14 protein-coding genes are annotated in these 14492 nt (G+C 66.1%); 8 read left to right on the top strand and 6 right to left on the bottom strand.

Translation table 11 applies throughout. From position 1 onward, the window contains the following. Nucleotides 1–39 precede the first annotated feature (39 nt). Both DB459_RS09565 and DB459_RS09560 read left to right on the top strand, forming a co-directional pair. Nucleotides 40–816 (top strand): GyrI-like domain-containing protein, encoded by a 777-nt coding sequence (locus tag DB459_RS09565; RefSeq protein WP_253712616.1) that lies wholly within the window; start codon nt 40–42, stop codon nt 814–816. An 8-nt stretch (nt 817–824) separates the two neighbouring features. Beyond that, complete coding sequence (locus DB459_RS09560; RefSeq protein ID WP_253712615.1) at nt 825–1523, top strand: SIMPL domain-containing protein; 699 nt, start codon at nt 825–827, stop codon at nt 1521–1523. Nucleotides 1524–1642: 119 nt separating this feature from the next. On the opposite strand, the gene DB459_RS09555 is transcribed toward DB459_RS09560, so the two are convergent. Next, nucleotides 1643–2521 carry a CoA ester lyase gene (locus DB459_RS09555; protein ID WP_253712614.1) on the bottom strand — a complete coding sequence of 293 codons (879 nt, stop codon included), beginning with the start codon at nt 2519–2521 and terminating at the stop codon, nt 1643–1645. Nucleotides 2522–2635: 114 nt separating this feature from the next. Between DB459_RS09555 and DB459_RS09550 the strand changes: the two genes are divergently transcribed. Then, nucleotides 2636–3301, top strand: coding sequence for a carbonic anhydrase (locus DB459_RS09550; RefSeq protein WP_253712613.1), 666 nt, complete (start codon nt 2636–2638; stop codon nt 3299–3301). 1 nt (nt 3302) lies between these two features. Next, the gene (locus tag DB459_RS09545) at nt 3303–3530 is read left to right on the top strand and encodes a hypothetical protein (RefSeq protein WP_253712612.1); all 228 of its coding nucleotides are present in this window, start codon (nt 3303–3305) and stop codon (nt 3528–3530) included. A gap of 159 nt (nt 3531–3689) precedes the next feature. Here the strand turns inward: DB459_RS09545 and DB459_RS09540 are convergent, their stop codons facing one another. After that, the gene (locus DB459_RS09540) at nt 3690–4724 is read right to left on the bottom strand and encodes an aspartate-semialdehyde dehydrogenase (protein WP_253712611.1); all 1035 of its coding nucleotides are present in this window, start codon (nt 4722–4724) and stop codon (nt 3690–3692) included. Nucleotides 4725–4834: 110 nt separating this feature from the next. Here DB459_RS09540 and DB459_RS09535 point away from each other — a divergent pair, with 110 nt between their 5' ends. Next, nucleotides 4835–5713 (top strand): hypothetical protein, encoded by an 879-nt coding sequence (locus tag DB459_RS09535; protein WP_253712610.1) that lies wholly within the window; start codon nt 4835–4837, stop codon nt 5711–5713. Nucleotides 5714–5909: 196 nt separating this feature from the next. Next, the gene (locus DB459_RS09530; protein ID WP_253712609.1) at nt 5910–6266 is read left to right on the top strand and encodes a hypothetical protein; all 357 of its coding nucleotides are present in this window, start codon (nt 5910–5912) and stop codon (nt 6264–6266) included. Between the two features lie 86 nt (nt 6267–6352). On the opposite strand, the gene leuB is transcribed toward DB459_RS09530, so the two are convergent. Further along, nucleotides 6353–7465, bottom strand: a complete 1113-nt coding sequence (gene leuB, locus DB459_RS09525; protein ID WP_253712608.1) for a 3-isopropylmalate dehydrogenase — start codon at nt 7463–7465, stop codon at nt 6353–6355. Nucleotides 7466–7781: 316 nt separating this feature from the next. On the opposite strand from leuB, the gene DB459_RS09520 reads away from it, so the two are divergent. Next, nucleotides 7782–8900 (top strand): YbfB/YjiJ family MFS transporter, encoded by a 1119-nt coding sequence (locus tag DB459_RS09520; protein WP_253712607.1) that lies wholly within the window; start codon nt 7782–7784, stop codon nt 8898–8900. A gap of 82 nt (nt 8901–8982) precedes the next feature. Further along, nucleotides 8983–9138 carry a hypothetical protein gene (locus DB459_RS09515; RefSeq protein WP_371926907.1) on the top strand — a complete coding sequence of 52 codons (156 nt, stop codon included), beginning with the start codon at nt 8983–8985 and terminating at the stop codon, nt 9136–9138. 37 nt (nt 9139–9175) lie between these two features. Here the strand turns inward: DB459_RS09515 and DB459_RS09510 are convergent, their stop codons facing one another. The 3 genes from DB459_RS09510 to DB459_RS09500 all read right to left on the bottom strand — a co-directional run bounded on the left by DB459_RS09510 (nt 9176) and on the right by DB459_RS09500 (nt 14431). Continuing rightward, complete coding sequence (locus DB459_RS09510) at nt 9176–12343, bottom strand: multidrug efflux RND transporter permease subunit (RefSeq protein WP_253712606.1); 3168 nt, start codon at nt 12341–12343, stop codon at nt 9176–9178. Nucleotides 12344–12352: 9 nt separating this feature from the next. Further along, nucleotides 12353–13546, bottom strand: a complete 1194-nt coding sequence (locus DB459_RS09505; RefSeq protein WP_253713500.1) for an efflux RND transporter periplasmic adaptor subunit — start codon at nt 13544–13546, stop codon at nt 12353–12355. Nucleotides 13547–13891: 345 nt separating this feature from the next. Further along, nucleotides 13892–14431, bottom strand: coding sequence for a superoxide dismutase family protein (locus DB459_RS09500; RefSeq protein ID WP_253712605.1), 540 nt, complete (start codon nt 14429–14431; stop codon nt 13892–13894). Between the last annotated feature and the right edge of the window lie 61 nt (nt 14432–14492).

Below are 14492 nucleotides of genomic sequence, written 5' to 3'. Positions count from 1 at the left end.
GTCGCGCCCGCCTGATCGAGACTGGGGAGACTTCAGTACATGCGCCGCGCCCGCCTTCTTCGCCTTGCCACCATGCCCCTGACTGCCGCCGCGCTGGCCCTGCCCCTGACCGCCGCCGTGCCGCCCGCCCTGGCCCAGGCGCCGGCGCCCGTGACCACGCCGGCACCCGCCCAGGGCCAGGCCCCGAGTGCGACGCCGGCCCCGGCCACCCCGCCAGCCGCCACCCCCGCGCCCGTCGGTTCCGACAAGGCGGCTGCGCCGCCGGCAGCCGCAGCCGGCACCCCAGCCACGCCCGCCCCGACGCCGCCGGCCACCGCCCAGACCCCGCCGCCTGCCGACCAGAAGGTGCAGACCGCCGACCCGTTCGGGGAGGAAACGACCCTCACCGCCAAGACCGTGGTGGCGATGAAGGGGACAGCCAACTGGGATTCCGCTTTCGACACCCTCGTCGACACGCTCAAGAGCCTCGGCGCCTTTCTCGACAAGCAGGGCATCAGGCCGGCCGGGCCGCAGATGATCGTCTACACCTCCACCGACGACACCGGCTTTACCTTCCAGGCCGAGATCCCGGTGGACCAGGAGCCGAAATCGCCGCCGAAGACCATCACGGTGATCAAGTCACCCGAGGGCAAGGCGCTGAAATTCGTCCATCGCGGCTCCTACGACAACATGGACAATACCTATGAGGCCATCACCAATCATCTCGACGACCGCAAGCTGGAAGCCAAGGACACCTTCATCGAGGAATACGTCACCGATCCGCTGAAGACCGAAGAAGACAAGCTGGTCATCAACGTTTTCGTGCCACTGAAATGAGATCGCCGATGCGCTGTGCGCTTATCCTTTGTGCCGCCGTCGCCGTCGCAACGCCCGGCGCGGCCAGGGCCGAAACACCGCCACCGGCGGTGACCGTGACCGGCGAAGCCACCGTTTCGGCCGCACCCGACACCGCCACGATCGATGGCGGCGTCGCCACCGAGGCAAAGACCGCGAAGGAGGCCGCCGAGGCCAATAACAAGGCGATGGGCGCGGTGCTGCTGGCGCTCAAGGCTGCCGGCGTCGCCGAGAAGGATATGCAGACCTCACGGCTGTCCCTGCTGCCACAGAGCGCGCCTAATCGAGTCGGTGGCGGGCCCGTGCAGATCACCGGCTATCGCGCCAGCAATCATGTGGTGGTCACGCTCCATGAGGTGACCAAGGCCGCGGCGGTGATCGACACGCTGGTCGGTGCCGGGGCCAACGAGATCGGCGGCATCGCGTTTTCGGTGTCGCAGGCCTCCAAGCTGCTCGACGACGCCAGGGGCCAGGCGATTGCGGATGCAAGGCGCAAGGCGGAACTGCTGGCCAAGGCCGCCGGCATCAGCCTCGGCGCGCCGCTCAGCATCACCGAGGAGACCACGGCGGGCCCGATGCCCTACCAGCGCAGGCTCAGCGCGCCGATGGTGACGGCCGCGCCGGTGGCGGTTGGCGAGGAGACGCTACGTGTCGTCGTCACCGTCGCCTACGGCATCAAGCAACCGTAACCTGTTTCGTCGTCGCGGCATCCGCCTCTTGACGACAATTCAGCGAGACAGACGCAGATCGCCGGGACAAGCCGGACAAGCCCGGCCATGATGACCGAGAAGAGCTCGAATCGGCCTCCTCACCCCTGCATCGTCGCGATCGCGTCGGCGATGGCGATCGTGCGCCGGGCCATGTCGGCATGGAGGCGTTCGACCATGCGGCCGTCGAGCTGGATCGCGCCGCGGCCGGCATTCTCCGGCAGCTCGAAGGCGGCGATGATCCTGCGCGCCTTAGCCACTTCCGCTTCCGGGGGGGTGAAGGCGGCGTTGCAGGCCTCGATCTGGCTGGGATGGATCAGCGTCTTGCCGTCGAAGCCCATGTCGCGGCTCTGATCGCATTCCGCCGCAAAGCCCGCCGCATCGCTGAAATCGCTGTAGGGCCCGTCGAGAACCTCGAGACCGTGGGCGTGGGCGGCGAGAATGCAGTTGATATAGAAGGGTAGCATGGTGGCTCGACCGCTGACCATGCGGATGCGCGTCTCGCGGGCGATGTCATTCGGCCCCATCACATAGCCGGCGAGGCGGCTGCCGACGTCGTGCGCCGTCGCCGAGATGGCCTCGACGCGCAGGATCGCGAAAGCAGTCTCGATCATCGCCCAGACCCGCACCTTGTCAGGCGCGTCGAGCGCGGCGAGACGCGCGCTCACGCCGGCGATATCCTCGACGCTGGAGATCTTCGGCACGAGAATGCCGTCCGGCGCAGCCTTCGCGGCCATGGCGAGATCCTCTTCCCACCACGGCGTGTCGAGACCGTTGATGCGGATGATGAGTTCGCGCCGACCGAAACCGCCGGCTGAAATCGTCGCGGCGATCTGGCTGCGCGCGATCGCCTTGGCGTCTGGCGCCACCGCGTCCTCAAGATCGAAGATGACACCGTCGGCCTCGAGCGTGCGCGCTTTCTCCAACGCGCGGGCATTGGAACCCGGCATGAACAGATGGCTGCGACGTGGGCGGATCATCGGTTCCCTCCAGAACGGTGTTTGATGCCGCGATAGCATTCCGGCTCTGCCGGCGAAAGCCTTGTCCCTGAACGCCCCCTGTGGTTTAGCCGGGACATTCTCAGGGAGACCGCCATGTCCGCGTTTCCGCAGCAGCTCATGTCCGGCTACCATGGCTTCGCCACCCAGCGCCTGCCGACCGAGCAATCCCGCTATCGCGAACTCGCCGAGCGCGGTCAGTCGCCGGAGATCATGGTGATCGGCTGCTGCGATTCCCGCGTCTCTCCGGAAGTCATTTTCGACGCCGGCCCGGGCGAATTGTTCGTGGTCCGCAATGTCGCCAACCTGGTGCCGCCCTACGCCCCCGACGAGGCCGCCCACGGCGTTTCCGCAGCACTGGAATTCGCGGTCCAGGTACTGCGCGTCAAGCATATCGTGGTGCTCGGCCATGCCCAGTGCGGCGGCATCAAGGCACTCGCCCAGGACAGCGCCCCGCTGTCGCCGGGCGACTTCATCGGCCGCTGGATGGCGCTGCTCGAGCCGACGCTGAAACAATCGCCGCGCCACGCCGACGAGGCGTTCCAGGACTTCATCACCCGGCTGGAAAAGCGGGCGGTCTGCACCAGCCTGCAGAACCTGATGACCTTCCCCTGCGTGCGCATCCTCGTCGAGCGGGGCAAGCTTCACCTCCATGGCGCCTATTTCGGCGTCGCTCACGGCTCGCTGGCGGTGCTCGATGATGCCACCGGCGAATTCAGGAATGTCGGCCCGACCGCCGCCGACACAACAGTGGAGGCATGACATGCGCCTGCTCGCTGCGCTGATAATGATCGCAATCGGAGCGCCGGCGCTCGCCGCACCGCGCCATCGCCCGGCACCACCGGCCGGACCGCCGCCGTTCTGCATCGAGCGCGGCGGCCCCGACGGTCCGGGAAGCACACTGCAGGACTGCCGCTATTACGATTATCAAAGCTGCCTCGCAGCGGCGGCAAGCCGCGGCAATTGCGTGCGCAACATCGACGCGAAATAGGCCGTGGCGACGGCGGCTGACACCGCGGCCGCTTCGGGCTCTTGCCGCTTGCGGGCTGCGGCATGATCTGTCCTCGGCGCGGTGGTTCGAGATTTCAATCCGCCATAAGCAAAAAGGCCCGGCTTTCGCCGGGCCTTTTTGTCTCGCAGCAGGAAGAGCTCAAGCCGCCTTCTTCTTGGCGCTGATCAGCTTGCGGTTGATCAGCACTTCGGCGATCTGCACGGCATTGAGCGCCGCGCCCTTGCGCAGGTTGTCGGACACACACCAGAACGACAGACCGTTCTCCACCGTCGCATCGTCACGGATGCGGCTGATATAGGTGGCATCCTCGCCGGCGGCCTCGTACGGCGTGACGTAACCGCCGGGTTCACGCTTGTCGATCACGAGACAACCGGGCGACCTGCGCAGGATGTCGCGCGCCTCGTCGGCGCTGATCGGATTCTCGAACTCGACATTGACCGCTTCCGAATGGCTGACGAACACCGGCACCCGCACGCAAGTGGCGGTGAGCTTGATCTTCGGATCGAGAATCTTCTTGGTCTCGACCATCATCTTCCATTCTTCCTTGGTGTAGCCGTCCTCCATGAAGACGTCGATCTCGGGGATGACGTTGAAGGCGATACGCTTCGGGAATTTCTTAACGACGAGGTCGTCCGCGGTGTAGACGGACTTGGTCTGCGAGAACAATTCGTCCATCGCATCCTTGCCGGCGCCCGACACCGACTGATAGGTCGCAACCACCACGCGCTTGATCACCGCCTTGTCGTGCAGCGGCTTGAGCGCCACCACGAGCTGCGCGGTCGAGCAGTTCGGATTGGCGATGATGTTCTTCTTGGCGAAGCCCGCCACCGCGTCGGCATTGACCTCGGGCACGACCAGCGGCACGTCCGGATCCATGCGCCAGGCCGACGAATTGTCGATGACGACGGCGCCCTGGGCGCCGATCTTCGGCGACCATTCCTTGGACACGCTGCCGCCCGCCGACATCAGGCAGATGTCGACGTCGCTGAAATCGTAGTTCTCGAGCGCTTTGACTTTGAGGGTCTTGTCGCCGAAGGAGACCTCCACGCCCTGGCTGCGCCGGGACGCGATGGCAACCACCTCGTCGGCCGGAAAGCTGCGTTCGGCGAGAATGTCGAGCATCTCCCGGCCCACATTGCCGGTCGCGCCCACCACTGCAACCTTGTAACCCATCGTTGACTCTCCGCTCAAAAATGCCTGCGCCGTCGCACTCGGGATAACGCAGGCGTGGGCGCTTCTATGCGAGAAATGCCGCAAAGACAACGCCGGCCGGGCCACCGCGGGTGCATCGAGGCACCTGCGGCGACGGCGAGCCGGCCACCTCCGCCGTCACGCCCCAGCAAGCGACCACCCGCCGCACGATGCATTCCTTCCTCCATCCCGGCCCCCCCCTGCCCCGCGCCGGCCTATTGAGCGGCCTCGCCATCGAGGGCCGCGTCGTCACCGTTCGCCTGCTCGCCTATTTTTGCGGCCTCGGCATGCTGGCCACGATCGCCACCGACCTCTACCAGCGCCAGGGCGAGATGGCCGCGCGCGAGGTGGCAACGTTGCCCCATGCGGCCGCGCCGGCGGCGGACTGGGTGGCGGCCGCCAGGCCGCACCCGGCGTTCGCCGTGAAATCAAATGATTTCCCCGGCAGAACAGAGACTTACACCATCACTCGCCATCGGGAAGGAGGCCGCAAGGACACCCTGAGCTGGCGCACCGATGCCGGATCGCGCCCGGTGGCCTCGATCGAAATCTATCGTGCCGGAGGCGAGACCACGGGGTTCCGCCCGGCCGCCGCCGAACTCGCGCGGCGCTTCGGCCTCGAATCCGCCGCCGAGCCGCAACCGGCCGGCGTCATCGCCACCAAGTTCGGCACGATCCCGCTCTGGAACCTGCCCGGGGCTGCGCCGGCCTGCCTCGGCTTCGCGCGCGCCTTCGAGGCGCCGAGGCTCCGAGTCAGCGGCTGGTCGTGCCAGGCCACGAGCCGCACGGACCAGCGCCGCCTGATCGGCTGCACCCTCGATCGTCTGGTCCTGCTGTCTGCCGGCAGCGATCCGCAGATTGCGGAACTATTTGCCCGGGCCGAGCTGCGCCGGACCGATTGCCCCTCGCCCAACATGCAAAACGACTGGGTCAGCGCCGCCGAAACGCCGCCGCTGCGCGGCCCGCTCTGATGCAGCACAGAGGTGAACCATACTGGGGCGTCCGAAACATTCCGTCACACCGGCGTGCCCGGACCGGAAGGGGAATTTCTGAACCACTACAGGAGATCATTATTGTCCTCGGTGTGGCGCAAATTACCTTGTGGCCCCCATGGCCCGGCGGGTAAATTGGTTCCGACTCTGCATTCGGACTGCCGATGAGGACAAGATGACCGTGAAATATCTCAGCCTTGGTATTGCCGCCGCCGTGCTGGTGTCGGCCTTCGCGACCGAGGCGGGCGCCGTCGAAAAGCGGCGCCTTCAGGCCCGCAACTCATCGGTGAATTATTCTTACCAGGCCGGCCCGCGCACCCGCGTCTTCGTGACGAGGCGTTCGTGGCTCGATGCCGGCACCGAGGTGCTGCCAGGCGAGCGCAAATTCACCGATTACGCCACCGGCGGGCCGAACCGCTTCGAGGATCTCGACCGGCTCAACTCGCATATGGATTTCCGCCGCCAGCCGCTGAGCACGCCGTATGATCTCGGCGGCTATCCGACCGCCTTCCCGATCTATCCGCCCTACTGAGCGCGGCCAGTTCCAGATACGAAAAAGCCCGGCATATGCCGGGCTTTTTTGTTGGTCCGCCCGGCCACTTGCCGGGGTCTCATGGATCAGCTCAGCTGCGCCTGCAGTTCGGCGAGGATCGCCTCGCCCATCTGCGAGGTCGACACCCGCGTCTTGCCTTCCGACATGATGTCGCCGGTGCGCAGGCCCTTGGCCAGCACTGCGGCCACCGCCGCCTCGATCTTGTCGGCGAGATCGCCGAGCTCGAGCGAATAGCGCAGCGCCATGGCGAAGGACGCGATCATCGCGATCGGATTTGCCGCGCCCTTGCCGGCGATGTCCGGCGCCGAACCGTGCACCGGCTCATACAGCGACTTGCGCTTGCGCGTCTTGGCATCGACCTCGCCCAGCGAGGCGGATGCCAGCATGCCGATCGAGCCGGTGAGCATCGCGGCGATGTCGGACAGCAGATCGCCGAACAGGTTGTCGGTCACGATCACATCGAACTGCTTGGGATTGCGCACGAGCTGCATGCCGCCGGAATCGGCGAGCTGATGCTCGAGCTGCACGTCCTTGTATTCGCGCTGGTGCACCGCCGTGACGACCTCGTTCCAGAGCACGCCGGTCTTCATGACGTTGCGTTTTTCCATCGACGTCACCTTGTTGCGCCGCTTGCGCGCGAGGTCGAAGGCAACGCGCGCGATGCGCTCGATCTCGTAGGTGTCGTAGACCTGGGTGTCGATGGCGCGCTTCTGGCCGTTGCCGAGATCGGTGATCGTCTTTGGCTCGCCGAAATAGACCCCGCCGGTGAGCTCGCGCACGATCATGATGTCGAGCCCCTCGACCACCTCGCGGCGCAGGCTCGACGAATCCGCCAGTGCCGGATAGCAGATCGCCGGACGCAGATTGGCAAACAGACCGAGGTCCTTGCGCAGCCGCAGCAGGCCGGCTTCGGGCCGCACGTCGTAAGCAACGCCGTCCCATTTCGGGCCGCCGACCGCACCGAAGATCACTGCGTCGGAAGCCTGCGCCAGCGCCATGGTGGCGTCGGTGATCGCGACGTTGTCGGCGTCGTAGCTGGCGCCGCCGACGAGGCCGCGCTCGATTTCGAAACGGGCGATGTTCGTGGTGTTGAGCCAGCCGATCAGGCGCTCGACCTCGGCCATTACCTCCGGTCCGATGCCGTCGCCGGGGAGCAGGAGCAGCTTGTGGGTCGCCATGGCCGTCGCCTCTTTAATTTAGTGCCGAAAGATTGGATCTCCGCGGGCCCCGCCAACTGAGTTTCCGGTCCCGCTTTTCGATGTCAGAAGCCCGAAACAGGCCTCTTCGGGACCACTAGTGGCCTGTTGCCGGATTTGCAAGACACCATTGCGCATCGGTCGGCTGCCTGGATCGCCTGCGGGACTTGCGCGATGACGCGGCGCCGCAAATGATGCGGTGGTCGCTCCGCAGCGCGGCGGATTGAGCCTTCATCCAAGTTCCGGCAGGTCGCCTTCGAGAATGCCGCGGTCCGCTCCCGATCGGAAAGTCGATGCCATGACACTCGTCGCCGCCGCGCCGGTCCGCAGCCCGGCCCACGCCATCCTTTTGCTGGCGCTCGCGCCGGCGATCGGCCTCGGGATCGGCCGCTTCGCCTACTCGCTGGTGCTGCCCGACATGCGCGACAGCCTGCACTGGTCCTATTCCGCGGCCGGATTCATGAACACCGTGAATGCCGCCGGCTACATGCTGGGCGCGCTCGGCGCCGCCCGCTTCACCCGTCGCTTCGGGCTGTTCAGCGCGGTCTGGATCGGCACCATCGCCTGCGTCGTCTCGCTGGCCCTGTGCGCCATCACGACGAATTTCACGCTGCTCGCCTTCGCGCGGCTGCTGGCGGGCGGCGGCGCAGCGCTCTCGTTCGTCGGTGGCGGGGCGCTCGGCGCCACCATCGCGCAATCGCAGCCGGCGCAGTCCGCCCTGCTGCTCGGCCTGTTCTACACCGGCCCCGCCATCGGGATCATCCTCTCGGGCCTGATCTCGCCTTTCCTGCTGCAGCATTTCGGCCCCGGCTCGTGGTGGATCGTCTGGGCGGTGCTGGCCGCGCTGGCCGCGGCGCTGACGCCGGCTCTGCTGCCGGCCCGCACCGAACCCCCGCCGCTGCGTGCCATGAAGGGCGAAGACCGTATCGCCCTGATGCCCACGGCGATCTACCTGTTCGGCTATTTCTGCTTCGGTGCCGGCTACATCGCCTACATGACCTTCATGATCGCCTATGTGCGCGATTCCGGCGGCGACGCCGCGGCCCAAAGCGCATTCTGGTGCCTGATCGGCGCCGGCGCCTTCGCCTCGCCCTGGGTGTGGCGCGGGCTGCTGGCCCGTGGCGCCAGCGGCGTCTCGACTGCCATCCTGATTTTCATCACCGCGCTGGGCGCTGCCCTGCCGCTCGTCGGCCATTCGCCGTTCTGGCTGGGGCTGTCGGCACTGGTGTTCGGCAGCGCCTTCTTCGCGGTGGTGGCGGCGACCACCGCCTTCGTCCGCTTCAACTATCCGCCCCAATCCTGGCCCAAGGCGATCGGCATCGTCACCATCGCCTTCAGCATCGGTCAGACGCTAGTGTCCCGTCTCCGAATTACCGCTACGTTTGCCTCGCACTCGCACGGTAATTCGGAGACATAGGGACACTAGCAAAATCAAAGTGCTAGTGTGGCTTATGTCTCGCAATTGCCTACGAGAGGGTTGCCGCGAAGGCGGTAGGCAATTGCGAGACGCCACACTAGGGCCGAGCTTCACCGGCGCCATTTCCGACGCCATGGGCAGCCTGGACTACGCGCTAATCGTCTCCGCACTGACGCTGTTCGCCGGCGTCGTCGCCTGCGCCTGCCAACGACCGCTGACGGCGGCCGGAACGTTCTGACCGGGCTCAAGGCCGGTAAAGCTCGGCGGGAAGCCATTCACGAAGCGGCGGATGCGCCCTTGCCGCGTCGCAGCAGGTTGCGCCAGCTCCAACGCGAGACGCCGGCTGCGCCCTGCCGTTCGCGGCCAAACAGTGACTGGATGAAGACGAACAGCACCGGCACCATCAACAGCGCCAGCACCACCACCGCGATCATGCCGCCCATCACCCCGGTGCCGAGCGCCTGCTGGCTCTTGGCGCCGGCGCCGGAGGCGATCACCATCGGCAGCACGCCGCTGACGAAAGCGAAGCCGGTCATCAGGATCGGGCGGAAGCGCAACTGACAGGCCAACAGCGTCGCCTCGCGCAAGGGCCGGCCCTGCGCCCGCAGATCCTTGGCGAATTCGATGATCAGGATGGCATCCTTGGCGGCGAGCCCGATGATGGTGACGAGACCGACGGTGAAATAAACGTCGTTGGGTAGCCCCCGCATCATGGCCGCGGCGACCGCACCGCAGATGCCGAGCGGCACCGTCATCAGCACCGCGAGCGGAATGGTCCAGCTCTCGTAGAGCGCCGCCAGGCAGAGGAAAACGACGAGCGCGGAGAGCGCCAGCAGAGCCGGCGCCTGTGATCCTGACAGCTTTTCCTGCAGCGACTGGCCGGTCCATTCATAGCCGAAGCCGCGCGGCAGCTGGGCGGCGAGCCGCTCCATCTCGGCGATGGCGTCGCCGCTGGTATAGCCGGGCTTCGCCGCGCCGGAGATGCGCACGGTGGGATAGTAGTTGAAGCCGACGGTCTGGGTCGGGCCCATCGCCCATTTCACCGACGCGAAGGACGACAGCGGCACGAGCTCGCCCCGGCGGTTCTTGACGTTGTAGGCGAGAATCTCGTCGGCACTCATACGGCCGGCGCGATCGGCCTGAACGATGACGCGCTGCATCCGGCCGCGGCTGGGATAGTCGTTGACGTAGTTCGAGCCGAGATTGGTCGAGATCGTGCTGTTGATGTCGGCGAAGGTGACGCCGAGCGCCTCGGCCTGCTCGCGATCGATCACGAGCTGGACCTGCGCAGCCTCGGGAAGGCCCTCGGCATAGACGTCCTGCAGCACCGGGCTGCGCCGCGCCGCCGCGAGCAGCTGGTCCTTGGCCTTCATCAGGGCATCGTAGCCGCGCTGGCCGCGATCCTGGAGGCGAAAGCTGAAGCCGGAGGAATTGCCGAGATTGTCGATGGGCGGCGGCTGCAGCGCCGAAATCTTGGCATCGCGCAGCGACGCCATCGAGCGATTGACGTCGGCGACGATCGCGGCAGCTGAATCGTTGGCCGCCCGTTCCTTCCAGTCCTTCAGCGTGACGAAGGCCTGGGCGGTGTTCTGGCCCTGGCCGAGGAAGCTGAAGCCGGTCAGGAAGGTCACCTCCTTGACGCCGGCGCGGTTCTGCAGAAACGCCTCAACCTGCTTCACCGCAGTGAGGGTGCGGTTGAAGGAGGATTCCGGCGGCGTCTGGACGTCGACGGTGAGGAAGCCCTGATCGTCCACAGGCAGGAAGCCGCCGGGCAGGCGCACGAAGGCGAAGCCGAGGCCCACCACGAGCGCCAGATAAATCACCATCAGCCGCCCGGTGCGGCCGATCGACCAGGCGACGGCCCGGCCGTAGCGGTTGCGCACCGCCTCGAGGGCGCGGTTGAAGGCGCCGAACACGCCGCGGTGCGAGGCATGGCCATGGGCCGCGGGCTTGAGCAGAGTGGCGCATAGCGCCGGGGTGAGCGACAGCGCCATCAGGGCGGAGAAGGAGATGGCGGCGACGATCGTCACCGAAAACTGGCGATAGATGATGCCGACCGACCCGGGGAAGAACGCCATGGGCACGAACACCGCGCAGAGCACCAGCGTGATGCCGATGATCGCGCCCGTGATCTGCGTCATTGCCTTGCGCGTCGCTTCGCGCGGCGGCAAGCCCTCCTCCGCCATGATCCGTTCGACATTTTCCACCACGACGATGGCATCGTCGACCAGGATGCCGATCGCCAGCACCATGCCGAACATCGTCAGCATGTTGATGGAGTAACCGAACAGCAGCAGCGTGGTGCAGGTGCCGAGCAGCGCCACCGGAACGACAATGGTCGGAATCAACGTGTAGCGAATGTTCTGCAGGAACAGGAACATCACCACGAAGACCAGCACCACCGCCTCCACCAGGGTCTCGATCACCTTGGTGATCGAGGCCTGCACCACGGGCGTGATGTTGTAGGGAATGTCATAGGTAATATTGGCCGGGAAGAACTTGGACAACTCGTCCATCTTCGCCTTGACCGCACCGGCGGTGGCGAGCGCATTGCCGGTCGGGGCGAGCAGTACCGACAGGCCGGCGCTGGGCTTGCCGTTCTGCCTGGTGGTGAACTGATAGCCCATGCCGCCAATCTCGATCCGGGCGACGTCGCGCAACCGCACCGTCGAGCCGTCGGGATTGGCGCGAAGCACGATAGCGCCGAATTCGTCGGCCGAGGTAAGCTGGCCCTTGACCAGCACCAGCGCCGAAATCTGCTGGCCCTCGCGGCTCGGTTCGGCACCGACGCTGCCGGAAGCGACCTGGGCGTTCTGCGCCGCGATCGCCCGGGTGACGTCGTCGGCGGTGAGATTGTAGCCGACCAGCTTGGCCGGATCGATCCAGATGCGCAGCGAGCGCTCCGTGGAATAGAGCGTGGCGCGCCCGACCCCGGGGATGCGGCGGATTTCGCCGAGCACGTTGCGGATCAGGAAGTCACCGAGCCCGACTTCATCAAGACTGCCATCGGTCGACTGCAAGGTGATGATCTGCAGCACCGCGCTCGAGGCTTCCTCGATCAGGATGCCCTGCTGGATCACCGCACGGGGCAGGCGCGCCTCGACACGCTTGATGCGGTTCTGCACCTCGACCGAGGCGAGGCTCGAATCGGTGCCGGGGACGAAATTGGCGGTGATTTCGACCTGGCCGAGGGAATCGCTGGTCGATTCGAAATTGAGGATGCCGGAGGCGCCGTTCAGCTCCTCTTCGATCAGCCTCGTTACGCTGTTGTAGAGATCCTCCGGCGAGGCGCCGGGATAGCTCGTGCTGATCGAAATCGAGGGCGGCGCGATGATCGGATATTGCGCCACCGCCAGCAGCGGAATCGAGATGGCGCCGATCAGGCAGATGAACAGCGCCACGACCCAGGCAAAAATCGGCCGGTCAATGAAGAATGAGGGCATGACGGGGCGTCAGCGCAGGGAGGACGATGCCGCCGAGCGGCCGACCGAAACAGGCTCGCTGTCGGCGACACGCCACGGTGCCGGCTTAACCACGTCGCCGGGCACGAATTTCTGGAACCCTTCGACCACGACCCGCTGCCCCGGATTGAGACCGGTGACGATGCGCCACATGCCGTCGACAAGGCCGCCGGTCACGACGGACTGCACCGCGACGCGATTGTCGTCCTTCACCACGTAGACCTCGGCCCCGCCGGCCGAATTGCGCTGGACGGCCTGGGGCGGCACCACGATGGCATCGGGATCGATGCCCTGTTCGATCTGCACACGCAGATACATGCCCGGCAGCAATTCGCGGTGAGGGTTCTTGAACTCGCCGCGCAAGGTGACCTGTCCGGTATTGGCATCGACCCGCGCATCGGAAAACAGGAGCTTGCCCACCAGCGGGTAATGCGAGCCGTCGGCCAGTACGAGGCGCACCTTGGCCCCCTCCACCCGATCGAGATCGCCGCGTTCGAACTCGCGGCGCAGCTGCGTCATTTCGTTCACCGACTGGGTGAAATCCGCATAGACCGAATCGAGCTGCAGGATCGAGGCGAGACTGGAACTGTCGTTCTGAGTGACCAGCGCGCCCTCGCTGAGCAACGCCGCGCCTATCACGCCGCTGATCGGCGCACGGATGGTGGCGTAACCAAGATTGAGGCGTGCCCGCGCAACCTCGGCGTTGCGCGCGGCGATATCGGCTTCCGCCTGGCGCAGATTGGCGATGGCCGTCTCATTGGCCACTGGCGTTGCCGCCTTGCTTTCGGTGAGGATGGCGATGCGGCGCGCCTGGTGCATGGCCTGCTCGCGAACCGCTTCGGCCTTGGCGAGGGCCGCCTCGGCGGCCTGCAGTTCGACCTCGAAGGGCTTGGGATCGATCTGATAAAGCGCATCGCCGACCTTGACCTCGCTGCCCTGTTCGAACAGCCGCGCCTCGATGATGCCGGAGACTCGCGAACGCACATCGGCCGTGCGCAATGCTGCGACCCGGCCGGGCAGCTCACGCACGATCGCCCGTGACGAGGGCTGCACAGTGACGGTGCTGACCTCCGGCGGCTCAGGCCGTGGCGCCGCCGCTACGCTCGCATCGTTGCAGCCGGCCAGAAGACCGCCCGCCAGCAGCAGAGCCGCGGCCGTCAGCATCGCTCGAAGAGCCAATCGCATGGTCATCCTTCACTTCGTCTGTCACGTCTCCGGGGGAGAAGCCGCACCGATCGGCACGCGCAGACGCCGCCCCGCCACAGGTCATTCCGTTGCAATGCAATATAGGATTGAATCGCAGCCGTGGTGTGCCCTGGCGGCGCATTGTCGCAGCGACATTTTGGTCAGCGGGAACCGGCGAGAGCGGCGCCTCGCCGTTGCCTACGACAGACTGGCCGCAAAGGCGGCAGGCAATTGCGAGACGCCACACTAGGCGCGCCCGGGCATCCCCCTTCGAGGCGGCTGCATCGCAACCGGGCTCGGGGCCAGCACGCGCTCAGAAGATCGCGTTCACTCGAGAGAACGGAGCTACTCGACCACCGCGCAGGCGATGCGCCCGCCGGCATTGCCGGCCGGGTCGGTCCTGTAGTCGTCGGCCGCGGCATGAATGACAAACGACGTGCCATCCGGCTTGTAGAGCGAATTCGGCTTGCCCTTCTCCAGGGTCACCGCGGCATTGAGGACTTCGACCGTCAGTTCGCCGGACGCCGGCACGGTGAGGTTCGGCATGTCGCCGGCGTGATGGCCCTCGCTCGCCATCAGACCATGCTTGTGATTATCGGGATTGAAATGACCGCCGGCGCTGGTGAACGGTGGCTCACACTTGCCGACCGCATGGACATGGAAGGCGTGCTCGCCCGGGGGCAGTCCCTTCACCGCGAGCTTGACCAGCACGCCACCGGAAACCTGGGTCAGATCGAGGTTGCCAATCGCGGCGCCATCAGCCGCCTTGACCACCGCCTTGGCCGTCTGCGCCGATGCCCCGCCCGAACTGAGAATGCCCAGTCCGGCGGTCACAATGGCCAAAGACGCGAGCGCGTAACGAACAGGCGCATGACGAACCTTCATGAACATTCACCTTGGATTGGAAGCGCGGCGGCCAATATGCCATGCGCGATTGTAGGCATGA

Source organism: Bradyrhizobium sp. WD16 (assembly GCF_024181725.1).
GTDB lineage: Bacteria > Pseudomonadota > Alphaproteobacteria > Rhizobiales > Xanthobacteraceae > Bradyrhizobium_A.
Note: the sequence above shows the minus strand (reverse complement) of the source record. Positions and strands in the feature narration are given on the sequence as shown.